This window comes from Gluconobacter frateurii, assembly GCF_002723955.1.
GTDB classification, from domain to species: domain Bacteria; phylum Pseudomonadota; class Alphaproteobacteria; order Acetobacterales; family Acetobacteraceae; genus Gluconobacter; species Gluconobacter frateurii.
In genome coordinates, this window is the sequence record NZ_BEWN01000001.1 from 965,084 (window position 1) to 990,418 (window position 25,335).

The 25,335-nt window shown below is 54.8% G+C and carries 21 protein-coding genes and 3 pseudogenes; 11 read left to right on the forward strand and 13 right to left on the reverse strand.

Annotated features, from left to right (window positions below):
- Positions 1 to 39: 39 nt before the first annotated feature.
- On the forward strand, positions 40 to 2,613 hold the full coding sequence (locus GFR01_RS04455) for a TonB-dependent receptor plug domain-containing protein (protein ID WP_240283611.1): 2,574 nt from the start codon (positions 40 to 42) through the stop codon (positions 2,611 to 2,613).
- A gap of 47 nt (positions 2,614 to 2,660) precedes the next feature.
- On the opposite strand, the pseudogene GFR01_RS04460 reads toward GFR01_RS04455, so the two are convergent.
- Positions 2,661 to 3,417: pseudogene (locus tag GFR01_RS04460) on the reverse strand (IS5 family transposase).
- 560 nt (positions 3,418 to 3,977) lie between these two features.
- Here GFR01_RS04460 and GFR01_RS04465 point away from each other — a divergent pair.
- Positions 3,978 to 6,353 carry a Hint domain-containing protein gene (locus GFR01_RS04465; protein ID WP_244902148.1) on the forward strand — a complete coding sequence of 792 codons (2,376 nt, stop codon included), beginning with the start codon at positions 3,978 to 3,980 and terminating at the stop codon, positions 6,351 to 6,353.
- 88 nt (positions 6,354 to 6,441) lie between these two features.
- Here GFR01_RS04465 and GFR01_RS04470 read toward each other — a convergent pair.
- A pseudogene (locus tag GFR01_RS04470) lies at positions 6,442 to 7,091 on the reverse strand (transposase).
- A gap of 423 nt (positions 7,092 to 7,514) precedes the next feature.
- Here GFR01_RS04470 and GFR01_RS04475 point away from each other — a divergent pair.
- Positions 7,515 to 8,294, forward strand: a complete 780-nt coding sequence (locus GFR01_RS04475) for a hypothetical protein (RefSeq protein WP_145994549.1) — start codon at positions 7,515 to 7,517, stop codon at positions 8,292 to 8,294.
- A gap of 193 nt (positions 8,295 to 8,487) precedes the next feature.
- Here the strand turns inward: GFR01_RS04475 and GFR01_RS04480 are convergent, their stop codons facing one another.
- Positions 8,488 to 10,587 carry a TonB-dependent receptor gene (locus tag GFR01_RS04480; RefSeq protein WP_244902149.1) on the reverse strand — a complete coding sequence of 700 codons (2,100 nt, stop codon included), beginning with the start codon at positions 10,585 to 10,587 and terminating at the stop codon, positions 8,488 to 8,490.
- Positions 10,588 to 11,491: 904 nt separating this feature from the next.
- Here GFR01_RS04480 and GFR01_RS16150 point away from each other — a divergent pair.
- Positions 11,492 to 11,782 (forward strand): annotated as a pseudogene (locus GFR01_RS16150) (helix-turn-helix domain-containing protein); the annotation flags it as partial.
- Between the two features lie 192 nt (positions 11,783 to 11,974).
- On the opposite strand, the gene GFR01_RS04495 reads toward GFR01_RS16150, so the two are convergent.
- The gene (locus GFR01_RS04495; RefSeq protein WP_099181413.1) at positions 11,975 to 12,604 is read right to left on the reverse strand and encodes an HD domain-containing protein; all 630 of its coding nucleotides are present in this window, start codon (positions 12,602 to 12,604) and stop codon (positions 11,975 to 11,977) included.
- A 115-nt stretch (positions 12,605 to 12,719) separates the two neighbouring features.
- Here GFR01_RS04495 and GFR01_RS04500 point away from each other — a divergent pair, with 115 nt between their 5' ends.
- On the forward strand, positions 12,720 to 13,691 hold the full coding sequence (locus GFR01_RS04500) for a GlxA family transcriptional regulator (RefSeq protein WP_244902151.1): 972 nt from the start codon (positions 12,720 to 12,722) through the stop codon (positions 13,689 to 13,691).
- 213 nt (positions 13,692 to 13,904) lie between these two features.
- Here GFR01_RS04500 and GFR01_RS04505 read toward each other — a convergent pair whose 3' ends face one another.
- Both GFR01_RS04505 and GFR01_RS04510 read right to left on the reverse strand, forming a co-directional pair.
- Positions 13,905 to 14,666, reverse strand: coding sequence for a carbon-nitrogen hydrolase family protein (locus tag GFR01_RS04505; RefSeq protein WP_099181415.1), 762 nt, complete (start codon positions 14,664 to 14,666; stop codon positions 13,905 to 13,907).
- 184 nt (positions 14,667 to 14,850) lie between these two features.
- Complete coding sequence (locus GFR01_RS04510; protein WP_099181416.1) at positions 14,851 to 15,831, reverse strand: SDR family NAD(P)-dependent oxidoreductase; 981 nt, start codon at positions 15,829 to 15,831, stop codon at positions 14,851 to 14,853.
- A gap of 121 nt (positions 15,832 to 15,952) precedes the next feature.
- On the opposite strand from GFR01_RS04510, the gene GFR01_RS04515 reads away from it, so the two are divergent.
- Complete coding sequence (locus tag GFR01_RS04515; RefSeq protein ID WP_063902808.1) at positions 15,953 to 16,525, forward strand: TetR/AcrR family transcriptional regulator; 573 nt, start codon at positions 15,953 to 15,955, stop codon at positions 16,523 to 16,525.
- 18 nt (positions 16,526 to 16,543) lie between these two features.
- On the opposite strand, the gene GFR01_RS04520 is transcribed toward GFR01_RS04515, so the two are convergent.
- Entirely contained in the window at positions 16,544 to 16,903 is a 360-nt protein-coding gene (locus tag GFR01_RS04520; RefSeq protein ID WP_099181417.1) for a hypothetical protein, read from the reverse strand.
- A 5-nt stretch (positions 16,904 to 16,908) separates the two neighbouring features.
- Entirely contained in the window at positions 16,909 to 17,823 is a 915-nt protein-coding gene (locus tag GFR01_RS04525; RefSeq protein WP_099181418.1) for an SDR family oxidoreductase, read from the reverse strand.
- Between the two features lie 217 nt (positions 17,824 to 18,040).
- Between GFR01_RS04525 and GFR01_RS04530 the strand changes: the two genes are divergently transcribed.
- Positions 18,041 to 18,946: an AraC family transcriptional regulator gene (locus GFR01_RS04530; RefSeq protein WP_099181419.1), complete on the forward strand. Its 906-nt coding sequence runs from the start codon at positions 18,041 to 18,043 to the stop codon at positions 18,944 to 18,946.
- 408 nt (positions 18,947 to 19,354) lie between these two features.
- Here GFR01_RS04530 and GFR01_RS04535 read toward each other — a convergent pair whose 3' ends face one another.
- Complete coding sequence (locus GFR01_RS04535; protein ID WP_240283625.1) at positions 19,355 to 20,248, reverse strand: LysR family transcriptional regulator; 894 nt, start codon at positions 20,246 to 20,248, stop codon at positions 19,355 to 19,357.
- A gap of 185 nt (positions 20,249 to 20,433) precedes the next feature.
- On the opposite strand from GFR01_RS04535, the gene GFR01_RS04540 reads away from it, so the two are divergent.
- From GFR01_RS04540 to GFR01_RS04555, 4 genes are read left to right on the forward strand one after another with little or no spacing between them, the layout of a single operon-like run.
- Positions 20,434 to 21,045, forward strand: a complete 612-nt coding sequence (locus GFR01_RS04540; RefSeq protein ID WP_099181420.1) for an FMN-dependent NADH-azoreductase — start codon at positions 20,434 to 20,436, stop codon at positions 21,043 to 21,045.
- A 31-nt stretch (positions 21,046 to 21,076) separates the two neighbouring features.
- The gene (locus GFR01_RS04545; RefSeq protein ID WP_244902152.1) at positions 21,077 to 21,700 is read left to right on the forward strand and encodes a YceI family protein; all 624 of its coding nucleotides are present in this window, start codon (positions 21,077 to 21,079) and stop codon (positions 21,698 to 21,700) included.
- 4 nt (positions 21,701 to 21,704) lie between these two features.
- Complete coding sequence (locus tag GFR01_RS04550; RefSeq protein ID WP_063902795.1) at positions 21,705 to 22,289, forward strand: cytochrome b; 585 nt, start codon at positions 21,705 to 21,707, stop codon at positions 22,287 to 22,289.
- Complete coding sequence (locus GFR01_RS04555; RefSeq protein ID WP_099181421.1) at positions 22,286 to 22,858, forward strand: YceI family protein; 573 nt, start codon at positions 22,286 to 22,288, stop codon at positions 22,856 to 22,858. The genes GFR01_RS04550 and GFR01_RS04555 overlap by 4 nt, the downstream gene beginning before the upstream one ends.
- A gap of 52 nt (positions 22,859 to 22,910) precedes the next feature.
- On the opposite strand, the gene GFR01_RS15825 is transcribed toward GFR01_RS04555, so the two are convergent.
- The 4 genes from GFR01_RS15825 to pdxA all read right to left on the reverse strand — a co-directional run bounded on the left by GFR01_RS15825 (position 22,911) and on the right by pdxA (position 25,302).
- Positions 22,911 to 23,120, reverse strand: coding sequence for a hypothetical protein (locus GFR01_RS15825; RefSeq protein WP_174694653.1), 210 nt, complete (start codon positions 23,118 to 23,120; stop codon positions 22,911 to 22,913).
- Between the two features lie 167 nt (positions 23,121 to 23,287).
- The gene (locus GFR01_RS04565) at positions 23,288 to 23,650 is read right to left on the reverse strand and encodes a cupin domain-containing protein (protein WP_099181422.1); all 363 of its coding nucleotides are present in this window, start codon (positions 23,648 to 23,650) and stop codon (positions 23,288 to 23,290) included.
- A gap of 12 nt (positions 23,651 to 23,662) precedes the next feature.
- Positions 23,663 to 24,343 carry a beta/alpha barrel domain-containing protein gene (locus GFR01_RS04570; protein ID WP_099181423.1) on the reverse strand — a complete coding sequence of 227 codons (681 nt, stop codon included), beginning with the start codon at positions 24,341 to 24,343 and terminating at the stop codon, positions 23,663 to 23,665.
- Positions 24,340 to 25,302: a 4-hydroxythreonine-4-phosphate dehydrogenase PdxA gene (gene pdxA / locus GFR01_RS04575; RefSeq protein ID WP_244902153.1), complete on the reverse strand. Its 963-nt coding sequence runs from the start codon at positions 25,300 to 25,302 to the stop codon at positions 24,340 to 24,342. The genes GFR01_RS04570 and pdxA overlap by 4 nt, the downstream gene beginning before the upstream one ends.
- Positions 25,303 to 25,335 lie beyond the last annotated feature (33 nt).

The following is a 25,335-nucleotide window of genomic DNA, read 5'->3' on the forward strand; positions in this document are numbered from 1 at the left end:
GACTGATATCCCTGCGCGGGCAGGGCAATGGAGCCGATCATGAATATCAGGAAACTTGCGCTTTATTCCACCTTCCTCTCTGTCAGTTTCAGTACCGGCTCAGTTATGGCCGCTACGACAAAGGCGCCGGCAGATCAGCTGAAGACGCCCGTGCACAAATCGCAGGCAAAGGCAGCAGGCCGGGCTGCAGTTCAGAAAGATGCAATGCGCAGTCGGCAGGTGAAGTCCGTCTCGGGTGGAGAAGAGGGGCTGATTGTCACGGGGACGCACGCCACAAATCGCCATGCCCGTCAAAGCACAAACCCGATTACTGTTCTCTCAAGTGCAACGCTACGCCGCTCAGGTCAGATGAACCTGGCCGACGCGCTGGCAAAGACTTATCCGTCTATCAATATGAGCACGATGGGAAATGATGCAGGCGCCCTGACATCCTTCATCCGGATGCGGGGTCTGAACCCAAATCAGGTCCTGGTTCTTCTGGATGGCAAGCGTCGTCATACCACAGCAAACATCAACGCTGATGCCGGTCCGAATTTCGGTGCTACGCCAGTCGATCTGAACATGATCCCGGCGAACATGATCGATCATATCGAAGTCTTGGAAGACGGTGCGGCCGCAATGTATGGTTCTGACGCCATTGCAGGCGTTGTGAACATTATTACCAAGAAGCAGGATCACGGTCTGAGCATGAGCGCCCAGACTGGTGCAAATGCTTATAATGGCGATGGTTGGCAGTATCAGCTCAACGCCGACGGCGGTTTGAAGCTCGGTCGGGATGGCTATATGCACATTTCCGGTCAAGTGTATCATACTGACCATTTTGTGACGAACACGGTGGACAACCGACTGGCAGGTTATGTGCCTGCGGGTGCTGCAAATGAGCTGTACACGGGGTCAGTCAAGGTTCCCAAAAATTCCAACAAAATCATGAGCACACCTGAGGAAACACGTGAAAACCTTGGGATCGATTTTGGCAAAAAACTGACTGACAATGTCGATTTCTATGGCCAGGTCACATATGCGCATCGTCACGCAGAAGCCTATGAAAACTACCGTGTTCCGTCGGGTAGTAGCGCCAGTAATCCGGAACTGTTTCCATCTGGTTATTCCCCCCTCGAGACGATCGATGAAAACGACTATGCGGCGACCCTCGGTCTGAAAGGACGTCACTTCTTTGGGTTTGACTGGGATCTGAGTAGCACCTGGGGTGAGGATCTCGACAAGATCTCCAACCAGAACACGACCAACCCGAACATGTACGCTGCAACGGGCTACAGCCCAACCACGGTGCGGACATCCAATTTCCGCCTTGCGCAGTGGACCAACAACCTCGATTTTCGTCGCAACTTCAAGATCGCGAATGTTGTGCCGATGACGCTTGCCTTTGGCGGTGAACACCGGCTTGAGCAGTATACCATTCTCGCAGGCGAGCCGGCGTCTTACGAATATGGCGGAACATCAGCTCTTGCCGGTCTGACACCGCAGGATGCGGGCAAGTGGGATCGTGACGTCTGGGCCGCATATCTGGATGGTGATTTCCACCCGCTCAAGAACTGGGATCTGGATTTCGCAGGTCGTTTTGAACACTATACGGATGTCGGCAATACCGAGAACGGCAAGATCTCGACCCGCTATGACATCACACGCCGCATTGGTCTACGTGCGACGATCAGCAACGGGTTCCGTGCACCGACAATGGCGGAACAGCACTATAGTGCGATTAACGTCGGCCCAACGTCGGTGCTGGGACTGCTTCCGGTTTCTTCTTCCGAAGCACGGGCCACAGGCGCTTCTCCTCTGAAGCCGGAACGTTCCACAAGTGCGACGGGCGGTATCGTGCTGGAACCCATTGACGGGTTCCACATCGAAACAGACGTCTACCAGATCAACATCCGGGATCGTGTCGTGCAAGGTGGTAATGTGACGGGTGCTCCCGCCATCGCCGCTCTTGAAGGAATGGGAGTTTCCTTGCCAGCCCTCACACAGCTTTCTGAAAACTCTGTTCAGACCTATTACTTTACCAATGGTGCTAGCACACGCACCCAAGGCCTTGATATCAAAGCGGATTACATGTTCCGCATGCATCGGTACGGTAATCTCACGCTTTCCATGGCGTTGGATCTGAATCGCACGCGTCTGACACATAATGGCATGTCTTCAACAGGCTCACCGTTACTAAACGCGCAAAATATCGCCTATCTCACCACAGCTTATCCGCGTAGCAAAATTATCCTGAACGCATTGTGGACAGTTGGGAAGTGGGACATCAATGTTCGTCAGACGCGCTATGGTGAGACAACTGACATGATGACGTATCAGGACTGGACACCGACTGCTGCGATCTGCCCAATTGATGGTAAGCAGCTTTCGCAATCCAGCAGTTGCTTTGCGCAGTTCAAGAACTCACCGCGTTGGCTGACGGATCTTGAGATCGGTTACCGGGTAAATTCGCGTTGGCATGTCGCGGTAGGTGCAAATAATGTGTTTAATATTCGTCCACGTAAGCTGCCTGGCGAACTGAATCAGTTGGGTGGAAATCCGTATGACACCTTCTCTTCACAGGTGCCGATGACGGGCGGATACTACTACGGGCGTGTCAACTTCACGCTCTGAAGACACATTATTAGGTTGATAATGATAAATTTCGTTAGGCTCAGGACTCATAGCCAGAACATGACGGTTGCGGCGAGGCAGATGGCTGAGAAGAAGACGGTCGGGCATCTGTCGTAACGGGTTGCGACCCGCCGCCAGTCCTTGAGCCTTCCAAACATGATTTGATGCGGTTGCGGCGTTTACATTTTCGCCTGTCGTATCTGACCGGTTTTCCGCGAGATTTCCGTCCTGGAATGCAGGGCTTTATCCCTTTCTTTTCCAGGGCGTCTCTGAACCAGTCGGCATCATACCCGCGATCTCCCGGCATCCATTGTGCTGCAGGAAGACTGTCCAGCAGGGCATCGGCGCCGGTATAATCGCTGATCTGCCCCGCAGTCATGAAAAAGCTCAGCGGTCGTCCGCTTTGATCAGTGATCGCATGCGGCTTCGTGTTCATGCCACCTTTGGTTCGGCCGATCAGGCGACCTGGATCCCCTTTTTTAGCCGCAGGCTCGAAGCCGTGCGGTGTGCCTTGAGATACGCCGCATCAATCATGTTGGTCTGGGGCTTTGCCTTTCCGGCAACCAGCCCGTCCGTCATTTGTGCGAAGATCCCCATGGCGCCCCAGCGCTTCCAACGGTTGTAGAGCGTCTTATGGGAACCATATTCCCGGGGCGCATCACGCCAGCGCAGGCCATTCCGATTGATAAAAATGATGCCGCTCAACACCCGGCAATCATCAACGCGGGCTCTACCATGGCTCTTTGGGAAAAAGGGCCGCAGACGCTCCATTTGTTCGTCCGTCAGCCAAAACAGATCGCTCATCTTCAGTCTCCCCACAGACCCTGAATCAGATTGCCGCACTCAAATCAATGGATCCTGAACCTAGAGCGATGCTTGAAAGCATTCTGAATTTCAAAATGAAATCTGATCTGATTTTTCTTCAAATTCTCATCACTTGCGGGCGAATTTCCGATTTTGATTAAATCGAAAAATCTCCAGACTCCATTTCGAATCCAAAGTTCTCGTCAAAGCTACGGCGAATCGGTTTTTGTGATTAAGAAATATTCTGGTCCTCTAGGTGGATACATTGATTTTCGGATTTTTATTGGAAAAAGAAAAATGTCTGATTATTTCTAGACTTTTCAAACTCCAAATATTTTTTTGGCCTGTTTTTTTGTTCGTGTGTAAAAAAAACGTTAAAATCTCATGCCAAGCTTTATCGGAAAAAGCTTGAGTTCATGCCTGAAGGGTGTTTGTTTTTTCCTCTCATTGCCGCTGCCCCCATACGGATGACGGGTAATTGCAGTGAAACAGTTCACTTGGCCAGAGCGTGAACGCTTTCACATTACGCTCCATGGCTGATGATTGAGGATGCACACGCAATGGCGACTTATATAGTTTCTTCTGGGCAAGTGGTTTCGAATGCTCTCGTGTATGGAGACGTAGAAGTTGTCTCATCCGGCGGGGCCACCCAGGATCAAAGCAACAGTGGGCAACGTTATGTTGGCTTCGGTGGCATTGTCCGCAATGGTGTCGTTGGTAGCGCAGGACAGGATTATATCTCTAGCGGTGGCTCTTCCTATCAGGGGGTGATTCAAAGCGGGGGTATCAGGCACGTCTACGTCGGGGGAACAGCCGATAACCCCTTTATTGCTAATGGTGGCACCGTCGACGCTCAGAGTGGTTCGACAGTGCTGGCAGCATATGCATTCAGCAGTGGTGTACTGAGTGCAACATCTGGGGCTGTGATCAGCGGTGCCACGATCTCCACCGGTGGGTCCATAATCGCGGATGCCGCAACTATCCTGACCGGTACAATCACGAACGCAGCGACTATTTCTGGCGGCACGCTCTCCGGTGCAGGCACTACAGAAGTTGTATCTTCCGGTGCAACTCTCGCGAACCAGACGATTGGAAGCGGTGCTTCTGCAACTCTTCTTGCAAATACAAGTGCAGGGAAAAATCTTGTCATAAGCGGCGGCACGCTCGACCTGTACACTAACAATACGACAAGCACGACAATCGTTGGTACAGGCGGTAATTTTATTCTTGAGTCTGGCGTAACCTTTACTGCAACCAACGGAAATTATGCCACCAGCGGAAATACGATTACCGTTAATTCAGGTGCTGTTCTGTCCGCTTCGCGTATTTCTTCCGGTGGCACGATAAACGTTCAGGGCGGTGTTGTATCCAGCACGGTAGTCGATGGCGGAACGCTGAATGTTTATACAGTAACTGGCGGAACCAACAATACAACCTTCACGTCGAATGGTGGTGTTGTTAATCTGGAATCCGGATTTAAAGATACTAGAACCTGGACTGTTTCCAATAACGTTACCTTCAATGTTCTAAGTGGTGCCGCGATCTCCACGCCCACAATTCAGAATGGTGGCACCGTAGCTGTTGTTTCTGGCGGTACGATCGCTGGGCAGGCTGTTGTCTCTTCTGGTGGCACACTCGTCGTTAACGGTACTGTCGGTAGCAATAGCATTTTGCTATCTGGCGACGGTGCGCATCTGGTTATCAGCGGCACGACAATGCCAACGAACACCATTTCGGGTTGGTCTCCTGCAGATACGATCGACTTGGCGTCCATTCCGGCAGCGAGTGTCACCAGCGTCACCACAACAACCACCGGCATCACGTTCTACACCGCGGGCGGGACCTACTCGCTCAACGTGCCTGGGGCCAGCAGCTATGGCTATACGCTGTCGTCTGACAGCAATGGCGGTCTGATCTATTCCACCTGTTTTGCAGAAGGCACCTCGATCACGACACCAGACGGCGAAGCAACCGTCGAGACCCTCGTGCCGGGTACATTGGTCATGACACCCAAAGGTGCCATGCCCGTCAAATGGCTAGGCCATCGTTCCATCACCGTCTCCAGCCAGCCTGTGCCGGAAGAAAACTGGCTCGTCCGCATCCGAGAGGGCGCTCTGGCCGATGGTGTACCGTCCCGTGATCTCTTGGTGACGCAGGAACACTGCATGGTCTTCGAGGGCAAGCTTGTTCCGGCCCGTATGCTGGTCAACGGTACCTCGATCCTGATTGATCGCACGATCAACAGCTATACTTACTATCATGTAGAACTGGAGAGCCACGAAGCAGTCTGGGCGGAAAATGCACTGACCGAGAGCTATCTGGACACGGGTAACCGCAGCCAGTTCGACAATCACACCGTGACCGCACTCTTTGGCGGATCAAAAGCTGGCGGTTCGAAAACGCTTCCACTTGAGACCTCGCGTGCATTTATCGAGCCGATCCATGCAAAGATTGCAGCACGCGCGGCAAGTGCTGTGACGCAGCCTGAACTGACCACGGATCCGGATCTGCATCTGGTCACGAACTTTGGTCAGGTTATCCGGCCGCTACGTCAGACGAACGATCGGGTCATGTTCATGATCCCCACGAATGTTGTGACTGTCCGTGTGGTTTCACGGACCAGCCGTCCGAGTGACACGATCGGACCGTTCGTGGACGATCGCCGTGATCTCGGTGTTCTTGTCGGGGACGTTTCGCTCTTTGCGGCCCGGCAGACGGTGAGCCTGACAGCGCATCTTTCTGTGGCTGATCTGTCAGGCTGGCATGCTCTGGAATCCTCCGCATATCGCTGGACAGAGGGCAATGCAGCTCTGCCTCTGCAGAGTGGTGGCACATTGACCAGAGAGCCGAGCGTTCTTTCCATTCAGATCGTGTCCAGTGGACCCTATCTGATGGACGCTCCTGTCTCCCAGGCTGATCTGCGTCACGTCGGATAACGGGCTCTGAATGATGATGGGGAAGCGCTAGCTTCCCCATCACGTCTGAAATCCATAGAGACGCACAAATTCCTCCCTTGCCCTGCGCTCATGCCGTTACCAATTGGGCAGGTAAGTGCTTTGCGAAAAGGCTCAGGCCTCGTAGCCAGAACATGACGGTTGCACTGAGACAGATGGCCACCGTCTCATTCTCGGCCATCTTTCATAGTGAGTGGCGATACGCCTCTGGTCCTTGAGCTTTCCAAACATGATCCCGATGCGGTTGCAGTGTTTATAATGCCGCTTGTCGTGTTTGACGGGACGCGCGCGGGATTTTCGCTCGGGAATACATGGCCTGATCCCTCTCACCTGAAGAGCATTACGGAACCAGCCGGCATCATAGTCCCTGTCTGTCTACAACCAGTGGGCCTTTGGCAAACTGTCGGGAAGGGCCGCTGCCCCAACCTGCCGTCATGAAGAAACTCGGAGGTCTGCCATTGCGGGCGGACATGGCATGAAGCTTCGTCTTCATGCCACCTGTGGTGCGAGCAATCACGCGACCCGGATCCTTTTTTACCCCTAGCCTCCACGCCCTGCGATGGGCCTTCAGGTAAGTCGCATCACCTCATAACGGTCTGGCGCTCTGCTTTCCCGAAGACCAAGCTGTCCATTATACATACGAGGTTTCCCATCGCTCTACGGGAAAAATGGCTCAAGACGCGCCATCTGCTTGTCCTTCAGCCAAGACAGGTCACCCATCTCCAGTCTCCTCGCAGAGCTTGAATCAAATTCCACCTAAAAATCAAATGGGGCCTGAGGCTAAAGCGCCATTCTCGTCAGTGAGGAATTCCAGCACATTTCACGGCATGATGAAAAACTACTCCATGTCCGATAAAAGAAAAACTGGACATGGAATTTACGGAGTAAGACTGTCGTGTCCTGAGCGATCGTAAGCTTTAAGCTCTTATGCCTGTTTGAAACTCACCATTGCTATCTGAGGCGCTCCCTGCCGCTGAATGAAAAGGCAGTACCGCAGTCATTATCATCAAGATGTCAACTATAGGGGAGGGGAGCGGAAAGTCGGTTATGATGAAGGGATGACCGAAAGCAGCCATTCGCAGTGTTAAAGCTACCGACTAGATCCAGTCCCCTGCAGCTTATAGCCTCGGAAGTGGAGCGAAAATGACCGTTCCAAGAAATCGCGTCAGAAGGTCTTACGGTCCTCCGATGCCTATGGAAAAGCGGATAAAATACAAAATTTCTGAAATGGCTGGCAAGGTCGCTCTGCCGCTGCAGCGCATTAAATACTACAGCGGAATAGACATTTTGTGCATCGCTGCTCAGACCGGCCTTGATGCCCTTCGGTCGAAGATTGGGGGTCTGCAAAAACAGCTCACGCTGCTTCCACCGAATGTTCGAAAGAACTTTTTATATGACGAAGGGTGTGAGGATTGGTCAGAACAAGACGATGTCGAGTGTGACATCGATATGGCCAAGGATGCGCTCAACGAACTACGCAAAGCGTTCTGCGTCGCAGCTTATCACCACTGGGAGAGGTCCGTTTCTGAATGGTACCACGCCTATTCACAGGCTCCCCCTAACCAAGATAGACCATCAGTGAAGTTCCCCAGAGGCCACGAAGAACTAGAGAATTTTTGTCAAAGTTGTTTGAATATTAGTACGCACAAATCTCTCAAGAGTGTGACTAGCCTCGTAAACCTTCTCAAGCATAATAACAAAAATCGTTGGCAAGACGTTCACCGCGAATGGCCAACGATCGTACCCGGCGGGCGCCCAGGAAATGGCGCAGACTGGTCGGGCACGGTCAGACTGACCGACGAGGACCTGCTCCGCGTCTTCGAAGTGGTGAGACTTTCCGGGCCAAAACGACCAAATTTATCGCAATCCGCTCCCTACGAGCCTCTGCCTTTCACTCCGAAACCGGACCCTACAGCAGGGTGAGGATCGGCCGAGTTGCTTCGGGATTGTTGGAGACCAATCCTCGCAAGCCATGAGCCACGTCGTCTTCGGGGAAAGCGTAGGGCTACGCTCTAGCGTCCGACATGTAGGCGTAACCGCACTGACCGCTTTTGCCTCTGATAGCGGACAATCCGAAGTCATACAGAACTCAGGATATCTTTGGTTACGTTCTGGATCAGAACTCTGAGACGGCCGAGAAGAAAGTTCCGCGCCTCTGGCCGTACTGGGCCTGATAGATGCCGACGCCGCTGCCGTCTCGGAGCTGGTAGCGTTTGTCGAATAGATTTACGACATCAACGCGGATCTTGATGTCGTGTCCGAATGGCACCTTCGTGAAGCTGTGCTGGTAACCGGCATTGAACACGTCGTATTGCGGTTCCTTCTTAAGGTTCGCAAAGCCGCTGCGAAGGCCGTAGCCATAGACGAAATCAATATAGGCCATATCGTATTTCGTAGCCCATGAAGCACCGGCCGTCGCTGTGAATTCACCTTGATGGTCGAGCTGGATGGCATGTTTTTTGATGTAGGCCAGTTCAGCCGGATCGAACTGGTATTGTGCGGAGTTGATGTCGCGGGCCGATGTTTTGACGTAAGAAAAATTGCCGAAAAGCGACCACGGTCCATGCCGCCAGGAACTGCCGAATTCGGCGCCATAGACGAGTCCGCGCCTGTAGCTGAAGGGCGCGAGGATCACCGCACGACCGAACTGCCCCAGATCAGTGAGATTGTGGGCCCATTTCGCGTAGGCGTCGAGCGTGATCTGGAACTCAGGCGTGATGCGCTGAAGGATGCCGCCATCCACGTAGTGTGATTTTTCAACTTTGGTCGCATCATTGACTGTGTTCGCAGCGGCATTGGTCGTGCCTGCGAATTTGGCCAGCGTGGAGGGGTAAACATACTGTGGAGAGGGCGGAGCGAAATAACGGGAATAGCCCAGATGGAGGGTCGTGTTGCGTGTCGGCTTCCAGACCATGTTCGCGCGTGGGCTCAACTGGCCTTCATTGTCGAAAGACGACGCGAAACGGTCGTAGCGGACACCGTAATTGAATGTCAGGTTCCCGGTGATCTTGTATTCATCTTGGATATAGGCACCCGCTTCGACCGACCAGTTCCCCGTATTGTCGATCAGTCGCGCCGGGACGTTTGAGCTCTGATTGCCGGCCTCATCGACGGGGAATGCCAGCGTGTTGGTGTCCAGCCGCTCGGACGTGTACTGGCCAAGGAGCCCCGCGCGTAATGTGTGATAGCGCGCGATCTCGTAAGATAGGTCGAACTGCATGCCGCCGGTTGTGAAGTCGTTGACTTCATGTTCGGATACGCCCTGATAGATCAGGTCCCGGTCACGATCGGGCGTGTAATCAATTCGCCCGTAACGGAAATAGGGCGAAGCCTGGAAGTTCATCTTGTCCGTCGTACGCTGATAGGACAGTACCGCGTAGTAGTTCTGTTCCGTCTGGCTGTCGTTCAGGTTAGCCCAGTTCATGGACGGATCATGGGGATTTACGCCGGCAGTGTCATAGATGGTCGTGTAATCCGGGCTGTTCGCATCGAATGTCTTGAACGAGTTAGGGATCTCGAAATCCGCATATGAGGCACTGGTCAGCAGCGTGACGCGGCTTTTGTCGTCGATGTGCCAGGAAAGATAGGAGAAAGCCTTTTCCTGCTTGGTCACGTCGTGAACAGCACGGAAGGTATTGCTGGGGTTCTCGATGCCGATATTGTTGCGGGTGAAGGACAGGGTGGTGAAATAGTCCAGTTTTCCATGCTGCCCACCAAACTGGAGCGAGGGCACGAATGTGTTGTAACTCCCGCCATAAAGCGAGACCTGATTGTGTTTGAGATTCTCACCCGTCTTGGTGGTGACATCCACCACGCCAGCCGTGCGGAAGCCGAACTGGGCCGGCAGGGTGCCGGTCAGCAGGTCCACGGACTGGATGATCCGGGTGTCGATCTCCTGCCCGAAACCATTTAGCCCTTCGGGTAGAAGCACTCCGTTAACGCGATAGGTCAGTCCGCCATGTTCGCCGCGGACATGGACCTCGCCGTAGCTGTCTAGAACGACACCGGGAACGCGCAGAAGTATCTGGCTGAAGGCAGCGTTCTGGCCTCCGGGTGTAGCCGTGATCTGTTGCTGGCCGATGTTGTAATCCACCGCGCCGAGCCCGGGGAAAATATGGGCGCGTTCCCGGTTGAGGTGGCCGACGACACTGATCTGTTCGGAATGGGATGTTTTTTGCCTGGGAACCGCAGCATTAATGGAGGCAGTTTTTTTCATAATGCGGGTGCTACTCCTAGAAAAATGCCCAGGAGAATAGCTGATACCGGACGATTTTTCGGATGCCGTTCCATCGATATTGAGTGCTGCAGAACAAGCCACGCCTGTACCGAGAAAAAATAGTCCTACAGCGACTCCCTTGCGGGCAAGAGGGCATTTTATGATTAATAGAAACTTCATTATGTTATAGCAATTGCTATAATTACGACGGTGAATGAATGGAATGCTTCGTTTTGGAAGAGGCATGATGAACAGTCTGCAAAGATGTTTGGAGGAACTATGGACCCTCGGTAGGACGAGAGCTTTAGAACAATCCTACTCGAATATGCAATATGCTATACAAATAAGCATATAAAAAACCTATTAGGAAATTCGTATCTATTTTATGCCTTTTTCCCTGAAAAGGAGATATTCCGTTTTCCCAAAAGCGGCCGTGACACCTAGACATGGTTGCAGGTCTGCGTGAGTTGAGATGCTTCTTGCAGAAGGCAGCAGAGACGATCGGACTGTCTTTCCGGGAGACGCCTTTATCCATGGACGCGCATCTTGCAGTACACGCCTCGAAAAGGCCCTTAGGGGTCTTTCTTTCGTGCGTCATACCTTATGTCCGATAAAAGAGGAAAAACGGACATAGATTTTACGGCAGAAAACCGATGGTTCTGGATATAGTGTGAAGTTTATGGGCCGCTATTCTGGCGTTTCTTTGGGCGGCAGCCTGCGACAGATCTGCTTTTCACCCTATGGTAGCGGGAAGAGGGGAGGGTACAGAACCCGTTACATCTTTGGTGGAAGACATCTGCCCTTGCTGATTGTTTTTGCCAAAAAAGAAAATCTGATCCGGTCTGAACAGTCCGCCCTGATAGACTTAAGCAAGACTCTGATCGCGAAATACGGGGAACCCATTATGGGCGCTTATGACTGCATTCTGCCGGGTCTCAATGAGGCTCTTGCTATTCGAAAGCCCAGGCCGAAAACAGCGTGACCCACCAGGTGCGTGTTCCGGCTATGGACGGGGCGGCCATCAGAACCCGAACCGGCTCTCTCAGGCACAGTTCGCCAGGAGCATCGGGGTCGCCAAGGGGACCGTCTGAACTGGGAACATGGGCGTCGCCAGCCAACTGGACCAGCTCAGGTCTTGCTGGCGATGTTAGATAAGCGTTCGTCGTTGGTAACTGCTCTCTATCGTTCTCTGAGAGAAGTCAGACCAGTTACCAACGAAACTCAGGAACGCATGCGACAGGGTAAAATCCTGCTGTCTGCTAAAACAAGTAACAGTGTCCGGTAAGACCGGGATGGTTTCCAGACCGATGAGAGGACCGAGCTGGGTAAGCAACCCGGTCGGCATGCAGGGACTTGTCGAACCTGTTCCTATATAACAGTGACGTTATCAGCTGCTCCAATGCGAACAACGGATAACGCTGCAAAAATTGCCCCTGTGGAAATGAGGGTCCTTGTCAGCGAGAACGTCGGCTTTCACGTTACCAAATGTTGTTTCTGGCTTGTGTTTGATACCGTCGTAGAAAGCCTGAATAATGTCTTCCTTGAAATGCGGTGTACGAGGAAATGTCTTGATGACCGTATCTCGTTCAATACCCGTATATTCGTCGTAGGTAAGACCGAGAACATCCATTTCCACACCTGCAGTCACGAGTGCAACAATCGGATGCATATGTTTGGGAATGCCGGGCGTGGTGTGAAGCGCAATCGCCGTCCAGACCAAGTCAATATCCTGGGGGGCAATCCCCCGACCGGAAAGAAACGCTTTCGCCGCGTTGGCTCCGTCCACTTCGAAACGCTCATGGGGACTGCTGTAAGGAGACATCAGCCCGAGATCATGAAACATGGCTCCTGCGTAAAGGAGCTCACGATCAAAATTCAGTCCTCTGTGTGCACCGGCCAGGGCGCCGAACATATAAACGCGGCTGGAATGGTTGAACAGAAGCTCTGTTTCGGTGTCGCGCACGAGTTCCGCGATCTCTTTCGCCAATTTGCTGTCGGGTATCTCGATGGTGGGCATTGGTTTCCCTTTCCCTGTATGTCTGCCCAAATCATATCTTTTGGATACAATGTCTCATATTGTCGTTTGACGACGAAACAGGACATTTTACATCATGGCAGGACACGGAAAGAATATGCGCAAAATTGGCATTCTGGCGCTCCCCGGTGCACAGATGCTGGATATTTCAGGCCCGTTGGATGTGTTCGCAGAGGCTAATAGCCAGATCGGCTATAAAGCGTATGCTCTTTTTGTCGTGGGTATCTCTGACCGGCCGATTGAATCGTCATCTGGAATGCGGTTTCTACCGGACTGTACCGTAGATGACGCTTTCGGGCGGTTCGATACCCTCCTGATTGCCGGTGCGCCGGGCCTGAAAAACACTCATTATGAGCCGAAAATTGTCGACTGGATCCGCCGTGTCGCACCAGATTGCCGTCGCTATGGCTCCATCTGCACGGGCGCGTTGCTCTTAGGGGCCTCAGGTCTTCTTGATGGTCGGCGCGTGACGACCCACTGGGCCGTAGTCGATCAACTTGCTCGGGCATGTCCCGCCGCAGACATCGAGGCCGATGCGCTACACGTGCGAGATGGACCGCTCCGCACAGCCGCCGGCGTGACCGCTGGCCTCGATCTTGCACTCTCTCTGGTCGAGGAAGACTGCGGTCTTGCGCTTGCAAAAGACGTCGCATCCCAGTTGGTCATGTTTTTCCGACGGCCGGGAGGCCAGTTGCAATTCAGCAGACGGGGTGAAGTCAGACCTGCCGGACGCTCAATCATCCAGGATATCCAAAGATGGCTCATTGCTCATCCCGACGAAGACGCCAGTACGGCGGCTCTGGCGAACCGAGCGGGGCTCAGCGCCCGTCATTTCACACGGATTTTCAATCAGGAATTTGGCATAACTCCGGCTCAATGGGTCGAGCAGATCCGCATTGATCTTGCGCGTGCCAGACTGGAGGCCGGGGATTATCCCAAGCAGGTCGCTGTCGCTTTTGGCTTCAGGGACATTGACACATTCCGTCGTGCTTTTCAGCGGCAAACGGGTGTCACGCCCGCAGTTTACCGAAGGCGGTTTGGGGGAATGGATGAACAAACAGAGACATAGAAATGGCAAACGATTATTTGAAGCTGAGGCTTGGATCAGTCTTGTCGCTTCCCGCTCAACCTCGGGAAAAGCGGCAAAGCCGCTTCATCCTGCGTGGGCATAGCCGCGGCTGAATCAAGAGTTACTTTTATACCTCAGGTATTGTGCCCCAGGCATTGACGGGGAGAGAGGAGATGAATTTTCTCGTGTAACGACATGGGTGATAAGTGTTGCTCATTCTGCGACGTAGCACGGATAACAGAGCTTTTGACGCTTGCTCAGAGCAGCATCCAATTCAAATACTGCCAGCGGATGGTCAGCATCAGTCGTCGCCAGCAACTCTCCGGTTGGAGAATATACAAAGCCCCCTCCACCAAAGACAGGACCGGTGACTGAGCCCACTCTGTTTGAGCTAACGACATATGCGCCGCTCGTAATTGCCGCAAATTTCCCCGCCAAATGCCAAAGATCTCTGGAAACGCCTGTCGCCCTGGGTATCGCAATAAGCGGTGCGCCATGACGGCCATAGGCCCGGGCGTGTTCGTTGAGCATAAGTTCTGTGCAAAGCAGAACTCCAACGTCGATATCACCAATACGGGTAGTTTCAAATTCGCCCGACGCAGCGCCAAACCACGCGGTTTCATACCAGCCTGGCTCAGAGGGAAAATATTGCTTGTGATGCACGGCCTTTGCGCATCCCGCTTCTATCACAATCGCTTCGTTGGAAAGTTTATTCCCTGCCCATACCGGGCGTGATGAAATTACTGCTTTGGCTGACAGGGTCGATAACGCAACAAGGCCTGCCTCGTGGATCGCAATAGTTTGCGCTGCCACTTCCGTGTCGAAGGCGGGCGCAGAAGCAACCCACGGCCCAAAGGGCATTTCATTCGTGATCAGAATGTCCGGCCTGGAGGCATCCACACCCTGTATGATCGCCTTCCAGGCGGTGCTATCTGGCTCCAGCTCGTCTGGCCACTCAACAACTGCAATGCGCATAGCTCAAATCCTCCAACGGCTTTCTCTTCGAACGAGAGGTCTACAATCGTTAGAAATTTCCCTGCTCAGTAGCGCGCTCAGGCGCAGGAAAAAACTCTCAGCTTCCCTGCGTCTGAGCCACTGATCAGCAAAGCCGGGTGTCAGGCGTGACCGTTATGCCCAGCAACAGGAGAGCAAGGGCCCGTCAGGAGAACTTTTCTCCGACCATTTCTTCGCTTTTTGCCCACAGCGCTTCGGCGTGTGCAGGGTCGAGGGCGTAGGAACGAACGCCCTGACTGACGAGGCTGATTGGCTGGTCATCGGGCACGACCGGACTTACTTGGCAATCCTCACAGTAATGTCCTCCAACCGCATCGGCCTCCGCCACCACACCAGCCCAAACCGAAGTAGCCGCTCCCTGAGGAATGGTTTTGAACTGAAACGGTGGTTTCCCCTCTGCCGCAGCCTGTTCATTCACCTGCGCCACCATCGCCTCAATTGCACCGGCCGGCATGTGACGCGCCAGTTCGGTCAGAATGCCACCGGGATGAACGGCCGTGGCGCGTACCCCGCGCGCGCGATGGCGGGCATCAAAGGCAACGGCGAAGAGGATATTGGCTGTCTTGGAGCGCCCGTAGCCGATGAACGGCTCGTAATGGGTATGCTCGAAGTTCGGATCTTTCAGATCAACATCTGCAAAACGATGGCCAGACGACGCCAGACTGACCAGTCGCGCACCGGCGTGCATCAGTCCCGCGATGCGATTAACGAGCACGAAGTGTCCGAGATGATTGGTTCCGAACTGTGTCTCGAACCCATCCTTCGTATGCCCGAAAGGCGTTGCCATAACGCCCGCATTGACAATCACGAGATCGAACGGCAGACCGACTGCATTCAACTGATCGGCGCATGCGCGGACACTGCTCAGATCGGCAAGGTCCAGGGTGACCAGTTCAAATGTTCCGCCTGCGCGTTCAGCGTCCATACGGACCTGCGCCGTGGCACTCTCTGCTTTTGTGAGATTACGGGCGGCTCCCACCACCTGGGCGCCATGGGCAGCAAGCGCGCGGGCTGTTTCTATGCCCAGACCGGCAGAGACGCCCGTAACGAGAACGCGCTTGCCTTTCAGGGACACGCCGGAGAGGACGTCTTCAGTTGTCGAATGTGCGCCAAAAATCTGCGTCATCGGTTAAACTCCTTGGAATGGTGCATCAGTTTCTTGCTGAAACAGCACTCGAACTTATATATGGAGCATTGCTCCGCTTAGTATATACGGAGCAATGCTCCGTTTAACAAGAGGGAACCTTGTGATCGACGAAAAAAAGCCTCGCCGCCGACCGCGGAGTGACGGGCAACGCAACAGGGAGCACCTGTTGGGCGTCGCCAAGACGGCGTTTACGGCGGGTGAACTCGATATCCCCCTGGACGAGATTGCGCGTCGTGCGGGCGTGGGGATTGGAACGCTTTATCGGCATTTTCCCAATCGTGATGCTCTCATTGAGGCCGTCTATCGCGCGGAACTGGATCGCTTGGCCGATGCTGCGCCGGCTCTGGCCGCACAGTATCCACCAGTAGAAGCGCTTCGAGCATGGATGCTGTTGTTCGTGGATTACATTGCCGCCAAACATGTGATTGCGCCCGCCCTCAATGGTCTGGTTGAGGGCACGAGCGCGCTTTACGCTCAGTCCGGGATGATTCTTCAGAATGCGATCGACAGGCTTGTAGAATCTGCCGTTGCCAGTGGCGACTTTAAGGCGGAGATTGAGCCACTCGATCTACTGCGGGCTTTGGCGGGGGTCTCGAACTTCTCGGCCGGACCTGGCTGGGAGACCAGCGCAAAGCGTCTTGTCGACATTCTGATCGCCGGATCGCGGGTGTAATTCCTGCAGTATCTGCCTTCAACGACTCAGGAGCGCCCCGGCCAACAAGATCCCAAAGGCGATAACATTCACCCTTGGTTCCCAATAGCTCATGAAGGCGAACGTGACCGCGAGCCAGCCTGCAGCTGCGGCGAACGATACTGTTGTGAATACTCGCTGATGGCTGAGTTCTGGCGCCTGCCAGACCAGCCAGAGGCAGAGGAGACCAAAGACAATCTGGCCCAGTGCAAACGACGTGTTGAGGCCATAATAGAGGGTTGTCTCCGGTCCTGGCACATGTTTACGGCGCATATATTGCGAAACCACGTCTATAAGAAAATGCAGTGTGCCGCTGAAGGTCAGCCAGATGTAGGCCGCAAGCAGGAAAGTCCTGTGCATGGTGCTTACCCGAACTGCACGTGGGTCAGTTTTTCGGAAATATCCCACAGACGAGCCGCAGCCTGCCGGTCGCGTGCGGCAGGGGGAATTCTGGCAGTGGTGGGATATCCACGCGTCTCGCTCAGTCTGTCGGGGCCATAATAGCCGCCTCCCTTTGCCCCGGAGGACGTCGCGGCGAAGAGGGTCGGCAGCGCACCTTGAGCGGCGGGCTGGAAAAGGAACCACAATATCCGGCGTGCGAGGCCAAACACGCTCGAAGCGCCTGCACCGTTCGGAAGAAGATCGGTACGCGAAATACCGGGATGGGCGGCGATGCTTGTTATCCCCCAGTTTCCTGCGTCGCTGCGACGCTGAAGTTCCAGCGCGAACATCAGACAGGCCAGCTTGGACTGACTGTAGACCGGCATGGGTTTGTAGCCGTGTGCGGCCTGAAGATCATCGAATGCGATCTGACCGTCACGCGCTGCGATGCTGGAGAGTGTGACAACCCGCGGATCATGACCTTTGCGAAGCAGGGGCAGCAAATGCGCGGTCAGAGCAAAATGCCCAAGATAGTTGGTCCCGAACTGTAGTTCGAAACCATCCGAGGTCACTTTACGGGCGGGGGGCGTCATTACCCCGGCATTATTAATCAGAACGTCGAGACGGCCGTGCTGGCCGCGCAGGCGCTCACCAAACGCAGCAATCGATGCCAGATCAGCCAGATCAAGAGCTTCAAAGCTGATGGCGGCCTCAGGTGCTTCCCTTTTTATCCGGGCGACCGCTTCCGCACCTTTGCGAGGGTTTCGGCCGGCGAGAATGACTGTCGCTCCAGCTTTCCCGAGTGCCAATGCGTCTTCAAACCCGAGGCCACCTGTCCCTGTTACGACAAATGAACGGCCGCGAATGTCCGGAATGTTTGATGTCGTCCATTTGCTCATGTTGGGCTCCTGTCCACGTAAGGAAGTCTCTTCGGGGAGAGAGGCTGATATTTCGAGCACTCGCCATTAACTCCAGCCGACGCCCGATACTTAGGCGTGCAGGGTAGAGAGACGAATGCCCAAACTCTCAAATTTCTTGCCCGATCCTGCAATGCTCTGGCTCAGACGGTTCGCTGCGTGTAGACGGGAAGTGTTGGAATTTCGGCTGGAGCAGGAAATGTCTTCATCTCTCGCCAGGGCTGTAACCTGCTATCTGGACGGGCAGGGACATGGCACAGACGGGCTTTTCACGACGGCTTTTGACAGCATGAATATCATCAGGTTGAGCGAAAAGACGCCACCGAATGGCATGGTATACAAACCGTCGCTCTGTATCACTCTTCAGGGCGCGAAGGAGGTAGAATTTGGCGATGCCATCTTCGAATATGGTTCCATGGCGTTTCTTCTGGTCAGCATCGAAATACCCGCTCTTGGCCGCGTGACGGAAGCAAGTCAGGAATGCCCATACATTGGCATTACGATAGATCTGGATGCCGGTATCCTGCGTGAGGTCATGGCTGAACTTACCCAGCCCCCTTTACCGTCGAATGATCAGGGTATCGGGGTATTCGTCGCCGACCTGTCCGAGGATCTGTCCGACTGCATCCGGCGGCTCATACGACTGCTCGATAATCCGGCCGCGCCCCCGATCCTCTGGCCGGCGATCATGCGTGAAATCTGCTTCTGGCTGTTAACAGGGCCTCATGCGGGCGAAGTCTGTAAACTCGTCCTGCCCGACAGCCACATGCAACGGGTTGCGGAAGCCGTTCACCTGCTGCGGGCCAACTTTGCGAAGCCGGTAAGGATTGAACGTCTTGCCGCAGTCGCACGCATGAGTCTCTCGTCCTTCCATCAGCATTTCAAAATGCTGACCTCCATGACGCCGCTCCAGTATCAAAAGCAGTTGCGCCTGCTTGAGGCACGTCGTCTGATGGTGTCAGAAGGCTTCAACGTTTCGCATGCAGCGTTTGAAGTCGGTTACGAAAGCGCGTCGCAATTCAGTCGGGACTATGTTCGCAGCTTTGGGACTGCGCCCAAGCGCGACGTGATGGAACTGACGTCCTTGAGTACCGATCCATGCTAGGGTTCCACTCAGCCATGTGTGTGTCAGATTGATTCACTGGCTGCTTCAGCGTGGCATTACGTTGGAGCGGATACTGCATGAGGTGATCTGACAGACCAGAAATGGGCAACGACTGACAGCACAGTGATCCGCGCCCATTCGTAGGCCACCGGAGCAAAAGGGCGAACCTTCTCAGGTTTTGGTCGATCACGCGGCAGCTTTATGAGCAAGATCCATGCCCGATGTAACGATCAGGACTTTCCTCGTGGCTTATCGGCGGTTAGGCCTCGGACGACAGTGCAGGCGGGGCCTGACGGAGCTGCCATTCCTCCCGCCGAACTCTGCTGATAAGTTAGCTCCCGATAACGTCGCTTTCGGTTTTTGGGTGCATTGTAGAGCGGATCGAAACCAACCGTTTTGAAATCCGAATCAGCGATCGGTAATTTCGCCGGGGCAAAGCTTCAGTTTGTCGATAAGCCAGCGGCTGGCGGGTCCAGGCGGCTCGGACGTGGGATAGACGACCGTCATGGGCATGTCGGCTCCTCCTGGAGAAATGTCCTCGATGCGGAGTTCGACCAGCCGGCCGCTTTCGAGATCGGCGCGGACAGTGTGGAATGGCATCCCGCCCCAGCCGAGGCCACCAAGAAGAAAATGATGCTTGGCGTAGAGATCCGCGAGCCGCCATGTCAGCGGAGACAGGACGCCGCGTTCTCTTCCCGCGGAAAGCTCGGTCCGGTCTGTCAGCACAAGCTGGACGTGGCGTGCAAGTTCTTCTCTGGGAATAACGCCGTCGATCCGCGCCAGTGGATGGTCATGGGACGCGACCATCATGAAACGGATGTCTCCCAGCGCTTCACTCGACATGGAACTGGGAAGACCGGGAAGAGGGCCTGCAATACCGACATTGGCCCGTCCATCGAGGAGAGGTTGAAAGACGCCACCAAGGGCCTCCACGTACAGCCGCAGGGGCGTATGCGGAAATCTCTCACGGAAACCGGTCGCCACAGCTGTAATCCGGTCCATTGGGAAGAAGACGTCCACTACAACCGATAACTCGGGCTCCAGCCCCAAGGACATACCTCTGGCCCGAGCCTTCATGAAGTCCACATTGCCGACTACGCCGCGCGCATCAGCCAGCAGCACTCTGCCGGCGATCGTCAATTGCGGGTAGCGGCCCGTCCGGTCGAACAGCACCACTCCCATCTGCGCCTCCAGGGTGGCGATCATTTCGCTGACCGCCGATTGCGACCGGTGCAGCAGCCGGGCCGCCGCCGAAAAACTGCCTTCATCACTGGCGGCAATGAATGTGCGCAGCTGATCCAATGATACGCCGTCCAGCATAGAGCCTCTCAATGTATCGTTTTAAACGATAGTATATATCGGAATATAGAGACTTTCTAGATAGGTCTCTGCGTGAGACATCATGATCCATGCTCAGGGCAATCAAAAATCTCTTCTCAGGGCGCAACAGAGAGTCCCTGTCACTTTCCTCTACGGAGACGACCACGATGAAGATCCTGCATATCGATTCCAGTATTCTTGGAGATTACTCGGTTAGCCGGCAGCTTTCAGCGGACACCGTTGCGCGTCTGAAGGCTGTGCATCCGGACGCAACTGTCACCTATCGGGATCTTGCTGCAAATCCCGTGCCATACCTGACAGGCGCGCATATGGCGTCGTTCCAGGGGGCACCGGTCACGGATGCAGCACTCGCTGATGATCTTGCGATCGGCAATGGGTATATCGATGACCTTCTGGCAGCTGACATCATCGTCATTGGTGCACCGATGTATAATTTCTCCGTCTCTGTCCAGCTCAAATCCTGGATTGATCGCGTAGTCGTCGCTGGCAAGACATTCCAGTACGGTGCGACAGGCCCGGAAGGTTTGCTTCCAAAAGGCAAAAAGGCATTCCTGATCTCGACGCGCGGTGGGGTCTATACCGGGGGCAGCCCGGCTGCCGCCCTGGATCATCAGGAAAAATATCTCGGTTCCATCCTGGCGTTCATTGGCCTGACAGATGTCACCTGGATCCGCGCCGAAGGACTGGCGCTGGGGGAGGATGCCAAAGACGCTGCCATCGTACAGGCCCAAGGCGAAATCGTCGATCTTCCGCTCTGACAACCTTCTTATCCCATAGGAATGCTCATCCATGATCAAACGTCATTTTGCTAAGTCTGCCCTTATGGCAGCTATCGTTTTCGGTACAGTTTCACAGGCTTCAGCACAGCAGGTGGCCAGCACCGATCCGGCGGCAGTGAAGGCCGGAACCTACAAGATCGAGCCCTATCATACGCAGGTCGGCTTTACTCTCTCGCATCTGGGCTTCAGCAATTTCTCCGGTTTTTTCACGGGAGCATCCGGTTCGCTCACGATTGATCCGGCCCATCTTTCAGCGACCAATCTCGATGTTACGGTTCCGGTGCAATCGGTCGACACCACGGTACCGAAGCTGGATGGCGAACTGAGAAGTGCGCAGTGGTTCGACGCAGATCGGTTTCCCAGCGCAACGTTCAAGTCTACCCGGATTGTCCGGACCGGCGCCAACACTGCGAATATCACCGGAGACCTGACCCTGCATGGTATAACACGACCGATCACGCTCAAAACCCGTCTGGTCGGGAGCGGGACCAACCCGCTCGACAAGATGTTTACCGTTGGCTTTGAAGCGACCGGGACGATTGCTCGCAGCCAGTTTGGCGTCAAACAGTATGTGCCGCTCGTGGGGGATACTGTGACGCTGACAATCGCTGGCGCGTTCGAGCTTCAGCAGTAAACCCATGCCAGCGTCATGGTCTGTTGAACGATATACGCGTCTGGCGATCATCCTTCACTGGATCATGGCGCTTAATATCGCAGCCCTGGTTATCATCGGCCTTCTGATGGTTCATGGCGGTCTCACGCCAGATACAATGTTCTGGCTTTATCAGCTTCACAAGTCGATCGGGATCACGGTTCTTCTGGCAGCAGTGGTGCGGTTGGTGTGGCGTTTGAGCCATCGTCCGCCTCCGCTACCACCGACAATGCAACCAGGTGAAAAGACGGCGGCTCATGCTGGCCACATCATCCTCTATGCCGCGCTATTTATCATCCCGCTAACAGGTTGGGCGCTGGTGTCGAGTTCCGTATTCGGTATCCCAACCGTCCTGTACGGATTGGTGCCGTGGCCGGACCTGCCGGTTTTTTCGACCCTGACCGACAAGGCTCCCGTCGAAGCCGTGCTGAAAACCATCCATGCCTACGGCGCCTATGCGCTTATTGCGCTGGTAGCCCTTCACATCCTTGCCGCTCTGCGCCACCAGTTTCTTCTCAGGGACGATATCATGGCGCGGATGCTGCTCCATTGGGGAAAATCACGACTATGAAACATTTTCCGTCCTGGCCGACTGTGGCCTTCATGACTGGCCTGGTTTCCATGGGGACACAGGCAGAGGCTGCGGACTGGAAGATTGACACCGCAAAAAGCACCCTTGGCTTTTCTGGCATCCAGACGGGCAAAAAGTTTGAGGGGCATTTCTCGCGTTATAATGCCTCCATTTCCCTCGACCCCAATCACCTTGAAGCAGCGCATATCACGGTCGATGTCGACCTCGGCAGTGCGGAAACCGGTGACCGGCAACGGGATACGGCGCTGCCGGGTCGTGACTGGTTTGATATTGCCCAGTTTCCACATGCCTTCTTCTCCAGCGCGGAGATTCACAGGACAGGCGAAAATACCTATGAGGCCGTTGGAAATCTGACCCTGCGCGGCGCTTCCAAACCAGTAACGCTCCTGTTTACGCTCAATGTAGAGGGCGCTAAAGCACACGCTGAAGGGCATACGAAATTATTCCGCTCTGCCTTTGGTATTGGTCAGGGGCCATGGGCGACCGGTCAATGGGTCGCACTGGACGTTGACGTCACCTTCGATGTCACCGCCAACAGTGTCTTATAAAAATCACGCTATTCATGTTGGCCGACTGGCTCAGAACGGAAATACTGGAGCCTTATAGTATCAAGGCAAACACCGTGGCAGAACATTTTGGTGTTTCCCGGCTCAACCGATCAGTGCTCTTCGGAACGGACGCTCCAACCTGTCTGCCGACATGGCCATTCGGTCTGAGATTGGAATACGCGCCGATACCCTGATGTGCATGCAGAGGGCTTTCGAGTTGGCTCAGGCACCAGCCCATGAAGCCCATCTGAACGTCCAGCATTTTAAGGTCCAACGAATTAAAGTCTGCTTAGAGGGGGAGGGGACAGCGGCAGGTCCGCTTTTGGGTTATCCAAGTATAGAATCGGACATATATTTGGCTCACTTCACGCACAGATAATCCTCAGTTTTCTGAGGGAATATTGAGGTCCTCAGTACTGGAATTCCAGGTTATATCCGCGACAGTGTGTGCACGGTTCGGTCAGTGGTCACATTGCCCGTGTTAAGGGTCGTATTCGGCTCCAGCAGAACAACATGGCACTCGTTGCCTAAAGCCTCGGGACAATGCTCGACGCCATGCGGAACAATGATGAATTCACCGGCCTCGATGTCAATGTCGCGATCCCGGAAATGCATGCGCAATGTTCCGGAAACAACCAGGAACAGTTCGTCCTCATGCTCGTGATGGTGCCAGTCGAACATTCCCTTGAATTTTGCCAGCTTGATCTGGGATGTGTTGATGTCACCCGCCACACGGGGGCTCCAGTAATCGGAAAATGCCGTGAAAGCCTGAGTCAGGTTTATTTTTTCCATTGGTTTCCTCCGTCAGAATTGTCGAATGATAGTCTGGACGTAGCCGATCTGTTGCGCCAGATCGGGTGATGCAGGAAAAGCGCCGTCGAGCAGAGCTGTGCCGACCGTAAACCCCGAAGCACCCGCAGAGGTGGTAGCGCGAATACGCTCCGCCCGATCGAGCGAGCCCGCCACGATGACAGGCTTATTCGGCACCGCGGCGCAGACCTGCCGGATTAGCTTCGGTACATCTCCTGCGAACCGATAGGCCAGCAAATCCAGTCCATGGACACCAGGCCGGCCCGCGAGATCGACCGCACTGCGTACGATTTCGGTTTTGGTTCCTTCGAGAATGCTCGGATGCCCGCTGATCCGGCCGGGAAAGGGATAATAGCGGATTTTTGTGCCTTCCAGCAGCTTCAGCGCATCACCGACATGTGTGCCACCCAGCAGATAATCGACACCAAGAGCGATCCCGGCCTGTATTGAGCGAAGTTCGCTGTCGCGATCGAGAGAGACAACTTCCAGATAGGTTTTTGCTCCGGCCTCACGGATAGTGCTGGCCAGCGTCTGGAGCACCGTAAAAGGCAGACCAATATCCTTGAACCCGATATGCCGGACACCTGCCTCACGGGCAGTTTCGACCAGATCGACTGCGTTCTCCACCGTACGATCATGGCGGGTCAGCATGAAGATGAACTCGGGTCGGGTCATACTGAGGCTCCATTGGTGAGGCGAAGGGCGTAATCGAATGCCGTTTCCAGGCTGGATGGATCGGCGATACCCCGTCCTGCAATATCGAAGGCTGTGCCGTGGTCGGGGCTTGTCCGCGTGAAGGGCAAACCGAGGGTGATATTCACACCCTGCGCCAAACCCATGTATTTGACGGGAATCAGTCCTTGGTCATGATACTGCGCGACGACGACATCGAACCGTCCCTCGCGCGCTTGCATGAACACCGTGTCACCGGGCCATGGGCCTGATGCGTCAATGCCTTCACGACGTGCCTGGGCGACGGCGGGACCGATGATATGGGTCTCTTCGTCACCAAACAGGCCACCCTCTCCGGCATGGGGGTTGAGGCCCGCTACGGCGACACGTGGGCGTTCGATACCCAGTGCGCGTGCTCCCGTGTGAGCCAGCCGGATTGCTGCCGTCTGGGCGGGGAAATCAGCGCGCTGGATCGCGTCCCTGAGAGAACAGTGGATCGTCACCAGCACGACGCGGATGTCCTCGTTCGCCAGCATCATCGCAACACGCGAGCCGCCAGCCTGCTCGGCAAGAATTTCCGTATGGCCGGGATAGTGCAGTCCGGCAGCGGCGAGCGCCTCCTTATGGATCGGTGCGGTAATAATCGCTCGGATTGCTCCTGCCTTCGCCAAACGAGTTGCGGCCAAGACTGCCGCGTAAGCGGCGCGGCCACTTTCGGCACTGATCTGACCCATAGGGGGCAATTCTACGCATTCCGACGAGGCCAGCACATTCAGCACTCCGTCCTCGAACCGGGCTTCGGCTGGTGTTGCGATCCGCCGCACCGACGCCGATGAGTCGAGTGCTGTCAACGCCTGATGCATCACCAGCGGATCGCCGACGACAATCCAGCGCTTTTGTGCCGGTTGCCGCAAGAACATCCGTGCCACGATCTCGGGGCCGATCCCGGCGGGATCTCCCATCGTGACCGCCATCGGCAAAATTTTGTGAAAGTT